This window comes from Lysobacter soli, assembly GCF_003382285.1.
GTDB lineage: Bacteria > Pseudomonadota > Gammaproteobacteria > Xanthomonadales > Xanthomonadaceae > Lysobacter_J > Lysobacter_J soli.
Map to the genome: position 1 here is coordinate 91,747 of NZ_QTJR01000001.1, position 13,284 is coordinate 105,030.

The 13,284-nt window shown below is 66.9% G+C and carries 12 protein-coding genes; 4 read left to right on the forward strand and 8 right to left on the reverse strand.

Annotated features, from left to right (window positions below; genetic code table 11):
- Positions 1-87: 87 nt before the first annotated feature.
- The 4 genes from DX912_RS00425 to ndk all read right to left on the reverse strand — a co-directional run bounded on the left by DX912_RS00425 (position 88) and on the right by ndk (position 3,431).
- Entirely contained in the window at positions 88-891 is an 804-nt protein-coding gene (locus DX912_RS00425) for a helix-turn-helix domain-containing protein (RefSeq protein WP_115840497.1), read from the reverse strand.
- Entirely contained in the window at positions 888-1,724 is an 837-nt protein-coding gene (pilW, locus tag DX912_RS00430; protein WP_115840498.1) for a type IV pilus biogenesis/stability protein PilW, read from the reverse strand. The genes DX912_RS00425 and pilW overlap by 4 nt, the downstream gene beginning before the upstream one ends.
- A gap of 18 nt (positions 1,725-1,742) precedes the next feature.
- A complete protein-coding gene (gene rlmN, locus DX912_RS00435; protein WP_233433446.1) occupies positions 1,743-2,873 on the reverse strand; it encodes a dual-specificity RNA methyltransferase RlmN in 1,131 nt (376 codons plus the stop codon).
- Between the two features lie 132 nt (positions 2,874-3,005).
- A complete protein-coding gene (gene ndk, locus DX912_RS00440; protein ID WP_115840500.1) occupies positions 3,006-3,431 on the reverse strand; it encodes a nucleoside-diphosphate kinase in 426 nt (141 codons plus the stop codon).
- Positions 3,432-3,686: 255 nt separating this feature from the next.
- Here ndk and DX912_RS00445 point away from each other — a divergent pair, with 255 nt between their 5' ends.
- The 4 genes from DX912_RS00445 (at position 3,687) to DX912_RS00460 (ending at position 8,640) form a co-directional block, all read left to right on the forward strand.
- On the forward strand, positions 3,687-4,307 hold the full coding sequence (locus DX912_RS00445; RefSeq protein ID WP_115840501.1) for a TetR/AcrR family transcriptional regulator: 621 nt from the start codon (positions 3,687-3,689) through the stop codon (positions 4,305-4,307).
- Between the two features lie 51 nt (positions 4,308-4,358).
- Entirely contained in the window at positions 4,359-6,734 is a 2,376-nt protein-coding gene (locus DX912_RS00450; RefSeq protein WP_115840502.1) for a 3-hydroxyacyl-CoA dehydrogenase/enoyl-CoA hydratase family protein, read from the forward strand.
- A gap of 24 nt (positions 6,735-6,758) precedes the next feature.
- Positions 6,759-7,967: an acetyl-CoA C-acyltransferase gene (locus DX912_RS00455; RefSeq protein WP_115840503.1), complete on the forward strand. Its 1,209-nt coding sequence runs from the start codon at positions 6,759-6,761 to the stop codon at positions 7,965-7,967.
- Between the two features lie 220 nt (positions 7,968-8,187).
- On the forward strand, positions 8,188-8,640 hold the full coding sequence (locus DX912_RS00460; RefSeq protein WP_115840504.1) for an outer membrane lipoprotein: 453 nt from the start codon (positions 8,188-8,190) through the stop codon (positions 8,638-8,640).
- A 71-nt stretch (positions 8,641-8,711) separates the two neighbouring features.
- On the opposite strand, the gene DX912_RS00465 is transcribed toward DX912_RS00460, so the two are convergent.
- The 4 genes from DX912_RS00465 to DX912_RS00480 all read right to left on the reverse strand — a co-directional run bounded on the left by DX912_RS00465 (position 8,712) and on the right by DX912_RS00480 (position 13,254).
- Entirely contained in the window at positions 8,712-9,047 is a 336-nt protein-coding gene (locus DX912_RS00465) for a tRNA-binding protein (protein ID WP_115840505.1), read from the reverse strand.
- Positions 9,044-10,348 carry an NAD(P)/FAD-dependent oxidoreductase gene (locus tag DX912_RS00470; RefSeq protein WP_115840506.1) on the reverse strand — a complete coding sequence of 435 codons (1,305 nt, stop codon included), beginning with the start codon at positions 10,346-10,348 and terminating at the stop codon, positions 9,044-9,046. The genes DX912_RS00465 and DX912_RS00470 overlap by 4 nt, the downstream gene beginning before the upstream one ends.
- A 96-nt stretch (positions 10,349-10,444) precedes the next feature.
- On the reverse strand, positions 10,445-11,344 hold the full coding sequence (gene galU, locus DX912_RS00475) for a UTP--glucose-1-phosphate uridylyltransferase GalU (RefSeq protein ID WP_115840507.1): 900 nt from the start codon (positions 11,342-11,344) through the stop codon (positions 10,445-10,447).
- A complete protein-coding gene (locus DX912_RS00480; RefSeq protein WP_115840508.1) occupies positions 11,344-13,254 on the reverse strand; it encodes a polysaccharide biosynthesis protein in 1,911 nt (636 codons plus the stop codon). The genes galU and DX912_RS00480 overlap by 1 nt, the downstream gene beginning before the upstream one ends.
- Positions 13,255-13,284: the final 30 nt, after the last annotated feature.

Consider the following 13,284-nt stretch of genomic DNA (forward strand, 5'->3'; position numbering starts at 1 on the left):
TCTGTGGCCCACCGTGAGGCGGGAATCCGAAATAGGAGCACCGGCCCGCGTTGCGGGCCGGTGCGTGTGGATTTCCCGTACCGCCGGTCAATCGCCCGGCGTGAGGGAACCGTCAGAGGATAGCGTAAAGCGCGCCACGTTCGCGCGGCTGAACGGCGTCAGATCGACCGTCCTGCCCGCGTTGCGGACTTCGACCGCGGAGGAATTTCCCAGCACCACGCGCGAGACTTCGCCCGCGGAATAGGTGCGCTGCTGCCCTGTGCCAAGTTCGCCGCTTTCGATCACGCGGCCGTCGGCTCCGCGCACTTCCACCCAGCTGTTGCCGGTGAAGTTGAGCGACAACGCCGGCTGCGTGGCGGCCGGCGCAGGCAGCGTCGCCATCGAAGCGACCAGCGGCGTGCGGTGTACGGGTTCGGATGCCGTCGGCTGCATGGTGCTGGCCGGCGCGGCCGGCGCAGTCGCCACGTCGAGCGACTCGACCTTCGCGTCGTCCTTCTTGAGTTCGCGCGAGGCCATCCAGATCGGCACCGCGATGGCCGCCGTCAGCACGATGTAGATCGCGCGACGCGTGGCCTGTTCGAACACGCGGCGGTAGCGCGGCGTATGCGTGTGGCTGACCAGCTCCGACGGCGCGATCGGGCGTGCGCCCTGACCGAGTTCCTCGTCGAAGTGCACGCCGAGCAGGCGCGCATAGCTGCGCATCTGTCCGCGAACGAAGACCGGCGCACCCAGCTGGCTCGAGTCCCCCGATTCGAGCTGCCGGATTCCCTTGACCGGAATCTTCAGGCTGGCGGCGACGTCTTCCTGCGACAGGCCCGCCGCTTCGCGGGCCTGCTTCAGACGCACGCCAATGCTGGCGCCCATCTCAGGCGCGAGTTGGTTCGAGTTCATCGCTTTCCGTCATCCCCCATGCCGGAGCCCAGCTTCTGCGGGAACTCCGCCCTCATTCGCTGAACGTATCTTGCGGCGGCTGCCCTGTCGCCGAGTTTCTCTTCGATTTGTGACGCCAGCTGCAACGCGCCGGGGTCCGCGGGAGCAGCCGCCAGGCGGCGCTCGGAGAATGCGCGCGCTTCGAAGGCATTTCCTTGACGGAACTCAAGCTCTGCAAGCGCGCCCAGCGCCGTGGCGTTGTTCGGATCCAGTTCGATCGCCCGGCGCAGCTCGCGGCGGGCGCGATCGTCCTGGCCGGCACGGGCGGCGCAACTGCCGGAATTGGCCAGAGCCACCGCCGGCGTCGTGTAGCTCGGGTCGTGCAGCGCGCGCTCGAACCAGCTCAGCGACTCGGCCGCGCGACCTTCGCGGCACAGCCACACGCCGTAGTTGTTCTGCGCGGCACCGTTGCCCGGCGCGAACTCGGCGGCGCGCAGGTAGTGGCGTCCCGTTTCGGCGGTATCGCCGCGACTGGCGGCGACCAGGGCCAGCACCGTCTCGGCATCGGCGGATTTCGGATCGAGCTTCAGCGCCTTGAGCGCTTCCTTCTCGGCGGCGGCGTAATCGCCGGCCATGAGACGCGCGCGGGCCAGTTCGAGCGGCCGGCTCGCGGCGATGGCGGCGGTGTTGCGGCCGTTTCCGTTGACGTTGACCTCGGGCGCGGTGCGCTCGAAGTCCTGACGCTTGAAGTCCTGCCGCACGAAGGTCATGCGGCTGCACGCGCCGGTCGCCAATACCGCGACCGCCAGGACGGTCGTGATCGTGAGGCTCAGCGGGCGGCCGCGGACGTCCATGCTAGCGGGCTCCTGACATCACGCCGCCTCGTTGCCGAGGCCGCGTGCCTGCAGTTGTTTCTGGAATTCCGCCTGCCGCCGGGTGCGGTCCATGACCTGCCCCTTGAGCTGGCCGCAGGCGGCGTCGATGTCGTCGCCGCGCGTGCGCCGCACCGGGGCGATCATGCCCGCTTCGTTGAGCAGCTTCTGGAAGGCGCGGATGGCCGCGTCGTCCGGACGCTCGAAGCGCGTGCCCGGGAACGGGTTGAACGGAATGAGGTTGACCTTCGCCGCGTCCTTCATCTGCACGGCGTTGTCGAACTGGCGCATCAGGCGCAGCAGCTGGCGCGCGTGCTGCGGCTGGTCGTTCACGCCCTTCATGAGCGTGTACTCGAAGGTCACCGACGTGCCGCGCTTGCGCAGCGCGTAGCGCACGCAGGCGTCCATCAGCTGTTCGATGGGGTACTTCTTGTTGAGCGGCACCAGCTCGCTGCGCAGCTCGTCGTTGGGCGCATGCAGCGACACGGCGAGCGAGACGTCGCTTTCCAGCGCGAGGCGGTCGATCATCGGCACCATGCCGGCGGTCGACAGCGTGACGCGCTTGTTCGCAAGGCCATAGCCGAGGTCGTCGCGCATGATGCTCATCGCGCGCACGACGTTGTCGAAGTTCGCCAGCGGCTCGCCCATGCCCATCATCACCACGTTGGTGAGGCGGCGCTGCTGGTGCGGCACGTTGCCCAGGTGACGCGCGGCGACCCACACCTGGCCGATGATCTCGGCGGTCGACAGGTTGCGGTTGAAGCCCTGGGTGGCGGTGGAACAGAACTGGCAGTTGAGCGCGCAGCCCACCTGCGACGACACGCACAGCGTGCCCCGCCCCTTGTCGGGGATGTAGACGGTCTCGATGGCGTTCTTCGGGTCCATGCCGAGCAGCCACTTGTGCGTGCCGTCGGTGGACGCCTTGTCGAACACGACCTGCGGCACGCGCACTTCGGCGCTCGCCTCGAGCTTGGCGCGCAGTGCCTTGCCCAGGTCGGTCATCTCGGCGAAATCGGTCACGTACCGGTGATGGATCCACTTCATCACCTGATGCGCGCGGAACTTCTTCTCGCCGAGCGTCTCTTCGAAGAAACGCTCAAGCGAAGCGCGGTCGAGGTCGAAGAGGTTCATCTTCCCCTCGCCCGCGCCCTTCGCGACCACGCCCGCTTCCACGCGCGCAGCCGATTCCGTCGCGGGCGTGTCGCCAGCGAGTTGGATGTCGATGCGGTCGCGTTGCGTGGTCATGGCCTTTTCTTCAGTCGCTTAGCGGGCGTACACGTCGGTCGCCGGGAAGAAGTACGCGACTTCGATCGCGGCGTTCTCCAGGCTGTCCGAACCGTGCACGGCGTTGGCGTCGATGCTGTCGGCGAAGTCGGCGCGGATCGTGCCCGGCGCGGCGTCCTTCGGGTTGGTGGCGCCCATCAGGTCGCGGTTCTTCAGCACGGCGCCTTCGCCTTCCAGCACCTGGATCATCACCGGGCCGGAAATCATGAACTCGACCAGCGCGTTGAAGAACGGACGCTCGCGATGCACGGCGTAGAAGCCTTCGGCTTCCTGCTTCGACAGCTGCTTCATCTTCGAGGCGACGACCTTCAGGCCGGCCTTCTCGAAGCGGGTGTAGATCTCACCGATGACGTTCTTGGCGACGGCGTCGGGCTTGATGATCGAAAGGGTGCGCTCCAGCGCCATGGAATCTCTCCGGGTAGGCGGGCCGCCGAACGTGGTGACTTGACCAGGGTTCGCGCCCGAGGATAACAGAAAAACCCGCGTACGGACGCGGGTTTAGCCCACAAGGCTCCGGTAATTCTAGCGGATCGTTGGGCTTTTTTGCAGGGTCTGGCGGCGGGTTTTGCGCGATGTCCGTTGACGGTTCAGGCCGCGTCGGACTAGCATCAAACAAGCGTTTGATTCACCCACCGCAGCCGCAGGACCCACGCAGTACCCATGGCCACCACAGCCCACTTCTCCACCAAGGACAGGATCCTTGGCGCCGCCGAGGAACTGTTCGCCCAGTTCGGCTTCACCGGCACCTCCCTTCGCCAGGTCACCAGTCGCGCCGACGTCAACATCGCGGCGGTGAACTACCACTTCGGCAGCAAGGAAAACCTCGTCAACGAGGTCTTCCGCCGCCGCATGGACGACATGAGCGCCCAGCGCCTCGGCGCCCTCAAAACCGCGCTGGAAACGCATCCCGGCGAGCTCGAGCCGATCCTGGCCGCGTTCGTCCAGCCCGCGCTGGCGATGGCGCAGGACCGCCACGGCGGCGGCGCCTTCGTACGCGTGGTCGCCCGCGCCTACGCCGAAAAGAACGACCGCCTGCGCAAGTTCCTGTCCGATCACTACGGCCACGTGCTGCGCGAGTTCGCCAAGGCGATCGCCGGCTGCGTGCCGGGGCTGAGCAAGGAAGAGCTGTACTGGCGGCTCGACTTCCTGGCCGGTTCGCTGACCTACGCGATGGCCGATTTCGGCCTGATCAAGCGCCCGGCCGGTGTGACCGAGGCGGCCCATCGCGAGCGCGCGGCCCGCGAGCTGATCCGCTTCGCCGCGGCCGGCTTCAAATCCTGATTCGTTGAACCCCACGCTTCAAATTACTTGTCAGACAAGGATTTGCAAAACATGCCTAAGAAACTGCTTGCACGCCGAGTGGCCGTGCTGGGCGCCGGCGTCATGGGTGCGCAGATTGCCGCCCACCTGACCAACGCGGGCGTCGACACCGTCCTTTTCGACCTTCCGGCCAAGGAAGGCGACCCCAACGGCGTCGTCGGCAAGGCCATCGCCAACCTGGCCAAGCTCAGCCCCGCCCCGCTCGCCAGCAAGTCGCTCGCCGAGCGCATCACGCCGGCGAATTACGAAACCGGCCTGGAGCAGTTGCGCGACTGCGACCTGATCATCGAGGCCATCGCCGAACGGATGGACTGGAAGCAGGATCTCTACAAGAAGATCGCGCCGTTCGTGTCCGAGCACGCGATCCTCGCCAGCAACACCTCGGGCCTGGGCATCAACAAGCTGGCCGAAGTGCTGCCCGAGCAGCTGCGGCACCGTTTCTGCGGCGTGCACTTCTTCAACCCGCCGCGCTACATGCACCTGGCCGAGCTGATCCCGGCCAAGACCACCGACGCCGACGTGCTGACGGCGCTGGAAACCTTCCTGACCACCGCGCTCGGCAAGGGCGTGGTGATCGCCAAGGACACCCCGAACTTCATCGGCAACCGCATCGGCGTGTTCTCGATGCTGGCCGCGATGCACCATACCGAGCAGTTCGGCCTCGGCTTCGACACCGTCGATGCGCTGACCGGTCCGTCGATCGGCCGCCCGAAGTCGGCGACGTACCGTACGGCGGACGTCGTCGGCCTGGACACCATGGCGCACGTCATCAAGACGATGGCCGACACGCTGCCGGACGACCCGTGGCACCAGTACTTCAAGGCGCCCAAATGGCTGACCGCGCTGATCGAGAAGGGCGCGCTCGGCCAGAAGGCCGGCGCCGGCGTATACACCAAGCGCGGCAAGGACATCCTCGTGCTCGACCTGAAGGCGCAGGACTACCGCGTCTCGGCCGGCGAACTGGACGCCGAGGTCGCCGCGCTGCTGAAGGAACGCGACCCGGCGAAGAAGTTCGCCGCGCTGCGTGCCAGCCAGCATCCGCAGGCGCAGTTCCTGTGGGCGATCTTCCGGGATTCGTTCCACTACGCCGCGTATCACCTTGAATCCATTGCCGAAACCGCACGCGACATCGACTTCGCGATGCGCTGGGGCTACGGCTGGTCGCTCGGCCCGTTCGAGACCTGGCAGTCGGCCGGCTGGAAGCAGGTCGCCGACTGGATCGCCGAGGACATCGTCGGCGGCAAGGCGATGAGCAGCGCGCCGCTGCCGGACTGGGTGTTCGACGGTCGCGACGGCGTGCACGACAAGGACGGCAGCTTCAGCCCCTCGCGCAAGGCGCAGGTGCCCCGCTCGTCCAACCCGGTCTACGCGCGCCAGCGTTTCCCCGACCCGCTGCTGGGTGAGAAGTTCTCGCAGGGCCGCACGGTCTTCGAGAACGACGGCATCCGCATGTGGGCCGGCGAAGGCGACGACATCGCCGTGGTCTCGTTCAAGACCAAGATGCACACGGTCAACGACCACGTGCTCAACGGCCTGCAGGAAGCCATCACCATCGCCGAGCGCGACTTCGCCGGCCTGGTGATCTGGCAGCCGAAGGAACCCTTCTCCGCCGGCGCCGATCTGGCCGGCGCGCTCGGCCTGTTGCAGGCGGGCGACGTGAAGGGCTTCGAGGCGATGGTCGCCAACTTCCAGGCCACCAGCCAGCGCATCAAGTACGCACTGGTACCGGTCGTCGCAGCCGTGCGCGGCCTGGCGCTGGGCGGCGGCTGCGAGTTCCAGATGCATTCGGCCAAGGCCGTGTTCGCGCTGGAAAGCTACATCGGCCTGGTCGAAGCGGGCGTCGGCCTGCTGCCGGCCGGCGGCGGCCTGAAGGAATTCGCGGTGCGCGCCTCCGAAGCAGCCGGCCCGGGCGGCGACGTGTTCGCGCAGCTCAAGACGGCGTTCGAAAGCGTTGCGATGGGCAAGGTGTCGGCGTCGGCGTTCGAGGCGAAGGAGCTCAAGCTCGCGCGCGAGAACGACGCCGTCGTCTTCAACGCATTCGAACTGCTGCACGTCGCCAAGGCACAGGCCCGTGCGCTGGCCGAATCCGGCTACCGCCCGCCCCTGCCCGCGCGCCGCATCCAGGTCGCCGGCGACGTCGGCATCGCGACCTTCAAGATGATGCTGGTCAACATGCTGGAAGGCCGCTTCATTTCGCCGCACGACTACGAGATCGCCACCCGCATCGCCACGGTGATGTGCGGCGGTGAAGTCGACCGGGGCGCGATCGTCGACGAGGAATGGCTGCTCAGGCTCGAACGCGAACACTTCGTCGCGCTCGCGCAGATGCCCAAGACGCAGGAACGCATCGCGCACATGCTCAAGACCGGCAAGCCGCTGCGTAACTAAGCGACGAACACAGGACACAGAACCATGACCAAGCAAGTTCAAGACGCCTACATCGTCGCCGCCACCCGCACCCCGGTCGGCAAGGCGCCGCGCGGCGTGTTCCGCAACACCCGTCCCGACGAGATGCTCGCCCACGTGCTCAAGTCCGTGGTCGCGCAGGCGCCGGGCATCGACCTGGGCCGCATCGACGACGCGATCATCGGCTGCGCGATGCCCGAAGGCGAGCAAGGCATGAACGTGGCGCGCATCGGCGCGCTGCTCGCCGGCCTGCCGAACACCATCGCCGCGCAGACGATCAACCGTTTCTGCTCGTCGGGCCTGCAGGCCGTGGCGATGGCGGCCGACCAGATCCGCCTGGGCAACGCGGACCTGATGCTCGCCGGCGGCACCGAATCGATGTCGATGGTGCCGATGATGGGCAACAAGGTGGCGCTGAGCCCGCAGGTGTTCGCGAAGGACGAAAACGTCGCCATCGCCTACGGCATGGGCATCACCGCCGAGAAGGTCGCCGAGGAGTGGAAGGTCTCGCGCGAGGAACAGGACGCCTTCGCGATGGCCTCGCACCAGAAGGCGATCGCGGCGATCCAGGCCGGCGAGTTCAAGTCGGAGATCACGCCGTATGAAGTGATCTCGCGCATTCCGGACCTCGCCGGCAACGCGGTGCGCGTGAAGAAGTCGATCGTCGAGATCGACGAAGGCCCGCGCCCGGATTCGTCCATCGAAGGCCTCGCCAAGCTCAAGCCGGTGTTCCGCAACGGCCAGTTCAGCGGCAGCGTCACCGCGGGCAACAGCTCGCAGATGAGCGACGGCGCGGCCGGCGTGCTGCTGGCCTCCGAGCAGGCCATCAAGGACTACGGCCTGACGCCGCTGGCGCGCTTCGTGAGCTTCTCGGTCGCCGGCGTGCGCCCGGAAGTGATGGGCATCGGCCCGATCGCGGCGATCCCCAAGGCGCTGAAGCAGGCGGGGCTGACGAAGGACCAGCTGGACTGGATCGAGCTCAATGAAGCCTTCGCCGCGCAGGCGCTGGCGGTCATCCGCGACAGCGGGCTGGATCCGTCGAAGGTCAATCCGCTCGGCGGCGCGATCGCGCTGGGCCATCCGCTCGGTGCGACCGGTGCGATCCGCACCGCGACCATCGTCCATGGCCTGCGTCGCCGCCAGCAGAAGTACGGCATGGTGACGATGTGCATCGGCACCGGCATGGGCGCGGCGGGCATCTTCGAAGCGCTCTAAAGCACCCGTGTCGTTCGATCGAAAGGGCAGCCTCCGGGCTGCCCTTTCTCGTTGCAGGCCGGCCTTCTCGCCGATTTCACGTCCCTGTCGCGCAGCTGAGCACAGCATCGCAACGCGTCGCCGTTTCGCGATGGCCGGCGCGGGGCGTCGGCACGTCCACAGCAACGCGATGCCCTTGTTCGTTCCCGGCTCGTCCGATCCCCCGACAAGGAGAACGCTCATGTCCCTGCGCACTATCGCCGGCGCTTCGCTGGCCCTGCTGCTCACGCTGTCGTTGGCTGCCTGCCAGACCACCACGCCCGGATCGATGCAGGGCGCCGTGGAAGTGCGTTCCGGGGTGATCGAACAGATCACCGACGTGCAGATTTCCAATACCAAGACGCGGGGCCTCGGGGCCGTGGTCGGCGGTGCGCTCGGCCTGGGCGTCGGCAGCCTCATCGGCGGCGGCACAGGGCGCGACGTGGCGATGGTGCTGGGCACGATCGGCGGTGCGGTCACCGGTAACGCGGTGCAGCGTCGCAACCAGGAACCGATCCCGGGGCACGACATCATCGTGCGCCTGACCAATGGCGTGCTGGTGTCCGTCACGCAGGAACCCACGAATCTGCGCGTCGGGCAGAAAGTCTTCATCCAGGGCAGCGGCGAAGACGCACGCGTCACGCCGGCGAAGTAAGCGCCGCAGTCCGCCCCTGAAAGAGAAGGCGGCTTCGAGCCGCCTTCTTGCTTACCGCGCGCCGATCGCGCTCACGCCATGCGTGTCCCGTTCGGCACCGGCCGTTCGATCGTGGTGATGACCACGCCCTCCTCCGTCGGGAATCCCGTAAGCAGGAATTCCGAGATGAAGGGCCCGACCTGCTTGGGCGGGAAGTTGATCACGCCGACGATCTGCCGGCCGACCAGTTCTTCTGCTGCGTAGAGGTGCTTCACCTGCGCGCTGGTCTTGCGCACACCGTGCGGCCCGAAGTCGACCCACAGCTTCCACGCCGGTTTGCGCGCCTCCGGGAACTCCTCCACGCGCTGCACCGTGCCAGCGCACAACATCACTTTTTCGAAATCCGCCCAGCTGATCGTCTCGCTCATCCTGTCCTCGTTTTTCCTTCCATCCTGTCCTTCCATTCGTCCTTGAACTCGGCCCACCAATAGCTGAGCTGCGCGCCGACGAAGCCCACCGGCTTGATCGCCGACACCAGGCCATAGCCGCTCAGTTCGCGCCACCGCCGGTCGCCGTGTGCGATCGCGCTGGCGAGCAGTTCACCGGCGAACGTGGTGGGCGCCACGCCATGGCCCCCGAAGGCCTGCGCCAGCCAGAGCCCGTCATCGATCGCGCCGATCTGCGGCATCTGGTGCCGCGCGTAGCTCATCAGTCCGGACCACGCGTGATCGATGCGCACGCCATCCAGCTGCGGGAACACCTTCAGCATGTCGCCGTACAGGAGCTTTTCGACTTCCGCGGCGGACCGGTCGAGCACCGAAATCCGCCCGCCCCACAACAATCGCGTGTCGGGCAGCGGCCGGTAATAGTCGAAGGCGAAGCGTGTGTCGTAGACGGCGGCGCGCGTGCTCATGATCTCGTCCAGCCGCGCGCCGAGCGGCTGCGTCACCATCACGTACGTCGCGATCGGCAGTACGCCCGCATCGACTTCGGCGCGCAGGCCGGCGAGATAGCCACCGCACGCGAGCACGACGTCCTCGGCTTGGACCACGCCATCGGGCGTACGCACACGCCAGCCGCGGCCCGCGCGTTCGAGCGCGATGGCCGGCGTCTCTTCATGGATCGCCACTCCCTGCGCCATGGCGGCACGCGCGACGCCGCGCGCATATTTGAGCGGGTGGAAATGGAACGCGCCGGGTTCGAACAACCCGTCGTGATAGCGCTCCGTGTGGACCAGCGAACGCAGGCGCTCGCGGGGCATCCATTGCCAGTGCACGCCGTAGCGTTGTTCGAGCAGTTGCTGACGATCGCGAAGCACCTGCGGATCGCGGAACCAGTTCGCCCAGAGCACGCCGGCGTCGACGCGGTCGCACTCGATGTCGTAGCGCTCGGTGCGGGCGCGGATCAGCTCGACGGCGTTGATCGTGCCGGAATACAGGTCGCGGGCGCGCTCGGGGCCGAGGTCCTGCAACAGGCTCTCTTCGCCGCGCGAGAAGCCACCGAACACGAAGCCTCCGTTGCGTCCTGACGCGCCGAAGCCGACGCGTTGCGATTCAAGCAGCACGACATCGCGGACGCCACGTTCGGCCAGGCCGAGCGCGGTGTTCAGACCGGCGAAACCGCCACCGACGATGCAGACGCTGGCATCCACGAGCCCACGCAGCGGCCCGAACCCGAGCTCGCGGTCGGGAACGGTCGCCACGTAGTAACTGGAATCCAGGCCGCTCATGTCCGCACGACGCTCCGGCGGCGGACAGATCGCCGCCGCGTATCCAGAGTCTAGCGGTGCCGGCGCCGCGTGGCGGCGCACTGCGTCATGCCGACGTCAGTTGAGCTCTTCGACGCCCAGTTCGGCCAACGCGTTCTGCATCAGCTGGCGCGCGGAGTCGCTCAGCTTCTCGTGGTCGAGCGCGTAGCGGATGGTCGCCTCGATCAGCCCGATATGCGTACCGCAGTCGAAGCGCGTGCCTTGGAAGCGGTAGGCATTGACGGCCTCCTCTTCCAGCAGCGCAGCGATCGCGTCCGTCAGCTGGATCTCGCCGCCGGCGCCCGGCGTGGTCGATTCAAGCAGCGAGAAGATGCGCGGGTTCAGCACGTAGCGGCCGACAACGGCGAGATTGCTCGGCGCGTCCTCGGGCTTGGGCTTCTCGACGATCGCACGGATGCGGCCCTGCCGCTTGGCAAAGCCCTCGGTGGCGACAATGCCGTAGCTTGCGGTCTGTTCGCGCGGCACGTCTTGCACGGCGATCACGCTGGCGCCCGATGCTTCGGCGGCGTCCGCCATCTGCTTCAGCGCACCCGGACCGCGGTTCCAGATGAGGTCATCCGGCAAAAGCACGGCGAAGGGCTCATCACCGATCACCGCCTTCGCGCAGAGCACGGCATGGCCCAGGCCCAGCGCTTCGGCCTGGGTGACGAACACCGCACGCACGCCTTCGGGCAGCACGTTGCGGACGAGTTCGAGCTGCTCGGTCTTGCCGCTTCGTTCGAGCTTCTGTTCCAGCTCGTAAGCCTTGTCGAAGTAGTCGGCGACCGCGTGCTTGTAGCGGTTCGTCACGAAGACCAGCGTGTCGCAGCCGGCCTCGATGGCCTCATCGACGGCGTACTGGATCAGCGGCCGATCGATGATGGGCAGCATCTCTTTCGGGACGGTCTTGGTGGCTGGAAGAAAGCGGGTGCCGAGGCCGGCGACGGGAAAAACGGCCTTGCGGATTCGTGCGGACATCAAACCTTCCTGGCGTTGCGTGCGGGAAAGGCCACTACTGTCGCCGATTCCCGGTAATCCGGATGTGTACCTACCGGCTGGAATTCGGGAACGGCCATCCGCAGCAGGTTATTCAGCAACTCCAGGTCGTAACGGCTGCTCGCCTCGCGCAGCTGGGCGATCGAGCTTTCAAGGTGCGCCGCGGTCACGTCGCGCGGCTCGGCCTGGAGGATCTTCGGGTGCGTCGTCTGGCGGTAGCGCTCGTCGGCATGGAAGAGCGTTTCGTGCAGCTTCTCGCCCGGGCGCAGGCCGGTGTAGACGATCGCGATGTCCCGACCGGGATGCTTGCCCGCCAGGCGGATCATCTGCTCGGCAAGCAGCCTGATCGGTACGGGCTCGCCCATGTCGAGCGTGTAGATGGCTTCATGCGTTCCCAGCGCGGAGGCTTGGAGGATCAGCTGGCAGGCTTCCGGAATGGTCATGAAGAAACGCGTGACTTCCGGATCCGTGACCGTCACCGGACCACCGGCGCGGATCTGCTCGCGGAACAGCGGCACGACGCTGCCGGCCGAATCGAGCACGTTGCCAAAGCGAACCGTGACGAAGCGCGTGGCGAACTGTCCGGCCAGTGCCTGGCACGCCATTTCCGCCAGACGCTTGGTCGCCCCCAGCACGTTCACCGGGTCGACCGCCTTGTCTGTGGAAATCAACACGAACGTGCCCACGTCCGCGAGGCAGCACGCGTGCGCGACGGTTTCCGTCGCCAGCGAATTGTTGCGGACGGCTTCGCGAAGCTGCAGTTCGAGCAGTGGCACCTGCTTGTAGGCGGCCGCATGGAAGACGGCGTCCGGTTCGGCGCGCTTGAGCGCGTGCGCGATGACCGCCGGGTCGCCGCAATCGCCGAGCACCGAGATGTATTCGACGTCCGGGAAGTCGCGCTTCAACGCCGCTTCGGTGGTCGTCAGTGCAAGTTCGTCGACTTCGATGAGTGTGATGCGACGGGCACCGTGTCGCGCGCACTGACGGCAAAGTTCCGAACCAATCGAACCGCCCGCGCCGGTCACCAGCACCGAGCGTGCGCCGAGCCAGCCACGGATCGCTTTCCAGTCCGGCAGGACCGGCTTGCGGCCGAGGAGGTCTTCGATCGCCACTTCCTTCAGTTCGCCCGGCAGCGACCGGCCTTCGAGCACGTCCTGCAGCTTGGGCACCATGCGGAACGGCAGGCCCGTTCGCTCGCACGACACCACCACGCGCTGCAGCGCGTTCGCGTCGGCCGACGGCATGGCGATCACGAGCAGCTTGGCCGCGGTCTCGCGGGCAATCTCGGCGACATCCTGCACGCGCCCCAAAACCGGAACGCCCTGCACCTTGCTGCCGCGCAGACGCACGGCATCGTCAAGGAAACCCACTGGCTGGTAGGCGCCGGAGCGGCGAAGATCGCGTACCAGGGCCTCACCGGCGTGGCCGGCCCCGAGGATCAGGATGCGAACAGAGGACTTGGACGCGGATTCGACACGGCTGTCCTTCCACGCCCGATACAGCAGCCGCGGCGCACCGAGCATGCCCATCAGCACGAGCGGATACAGGACAAGGACCGTGCGTGGCACGGTGCCGAGGCGGTTGTAAAGGAACAGGCCCAGCACGATGGCGAACAAGCCGAGCACCGACGCCTTCAGAATGTTCCAGAGATCGGGCACGCCAGCGAAGCGCCACAGGCCGCGGTACAAACCCACCTGCCAGAACACCAGCCCCTGGGCCGCCAGGACCAGCGCGATCTCGGCCGACCAGAGTGGAATCGCGGGCGCGTTGACTTCTATGCCCCAACGCAGGCGATGCAGGGCTTGCCAGACGACCCAGACCATTGCGAGATCGTGCGCGACCACCGCCAGGCGCGGCAGTCCACTCTTCAAGCGATCACGCCATGAGCTCATCCATCGCCCCTTTTATTGCCTTGCAGACTG

What these genes read in the sequence shown, in the direction of transcription:
- DX912_RS00480 (WP_115840508.1), bottom strand. Translation starts at nt 13,254, where the DNA reads ATGAGCTCATGGCGTGATCGCTTGAAGAGTGGACTGCCGCGCCTGGCG.
- DX912_RS00445 (WP_115840501.1), top strand. Translation starts at nt 3,687, where the DNA reads ATGGCCACCACAGCCCACTTCTCCACCAAGGACAGGATCCTTGGCGCC.
- DX912_RS00465 (WP_115840505.1), bottom strand. Translation starts at nt 9,047, where the DNA reads ATGAGCGAGACGATCAGCTGGGCGGATTTCGAAAAAGTGATGTTGTGC.
- DX912_RS00470 (WP_115840506.1), bottom strand. Translation starts at nt 10,348, where the DNA reads ATGAGCGGCCTGGATTCCAGTTACTACGTGGCGACCGTTCCCGACCGC.
- galU (WP_115840507.1), bottom strand. Translation starts at nt 11,344, where the DNA reads ATGTCCGCACGAATCCGCAAGGCCGTTTTTCCCGTCGCCGGCCTCGGC.
- DX912_RS00425 (WP_115840497.1), bottom strand. Translation starts at nt 891, where the DNA reads ATGAACTCGAACCAACTCGCGCCTGAGATGGGCGCCAGCATTGGCGTG.
- DX912_RS00460 (WP_115840504.1), top strand. Translation starts at nt 8,188, where the DNA reads ATGTCCCTGCGCACTATCGCCGGCGCTTCGCTGGCCCTGCTGCTCACG.
- rlmN (WP_233433446.1), bottom strand. Translation starts at nt 2,873, where the DNA reads ATGAACCTCTTCGACCTCGACCGCGCTTCGCTTGAGCGTTTCTTCGAA.
- DX912_RS00455 (WP_115840503.1), top strand. Translation starts at nt 6,759, where the DNA reads ATGACCAAGCAAGTTCAAGACGCCTACATCGTCGCCGCCACCCGCACC.
- DX912_RS00450 (WP_115840502.1), top strand. Translation starts at nt 4,359, where the DNA reads ATGCCTAAGAAACTGCTTGCACGCCGAGTGGCCGTGCTGGGCGCCGGC.
- ndk (WP_115840500.1), bottom strand. Translation starts at nt 3,431, where the DNA reads ATGGCGCTGGAGCGCACCCTTTCGATCATCAAGCCCGACGCCGTCGCC.
- pilW (WP_115840498.1), bottom strand. Translation starts at nt 1,724, where the DNA reads ATGGACGTCCGCGGCCGCCCGCTGAGCCTCACGATCACGACCGTCCTG.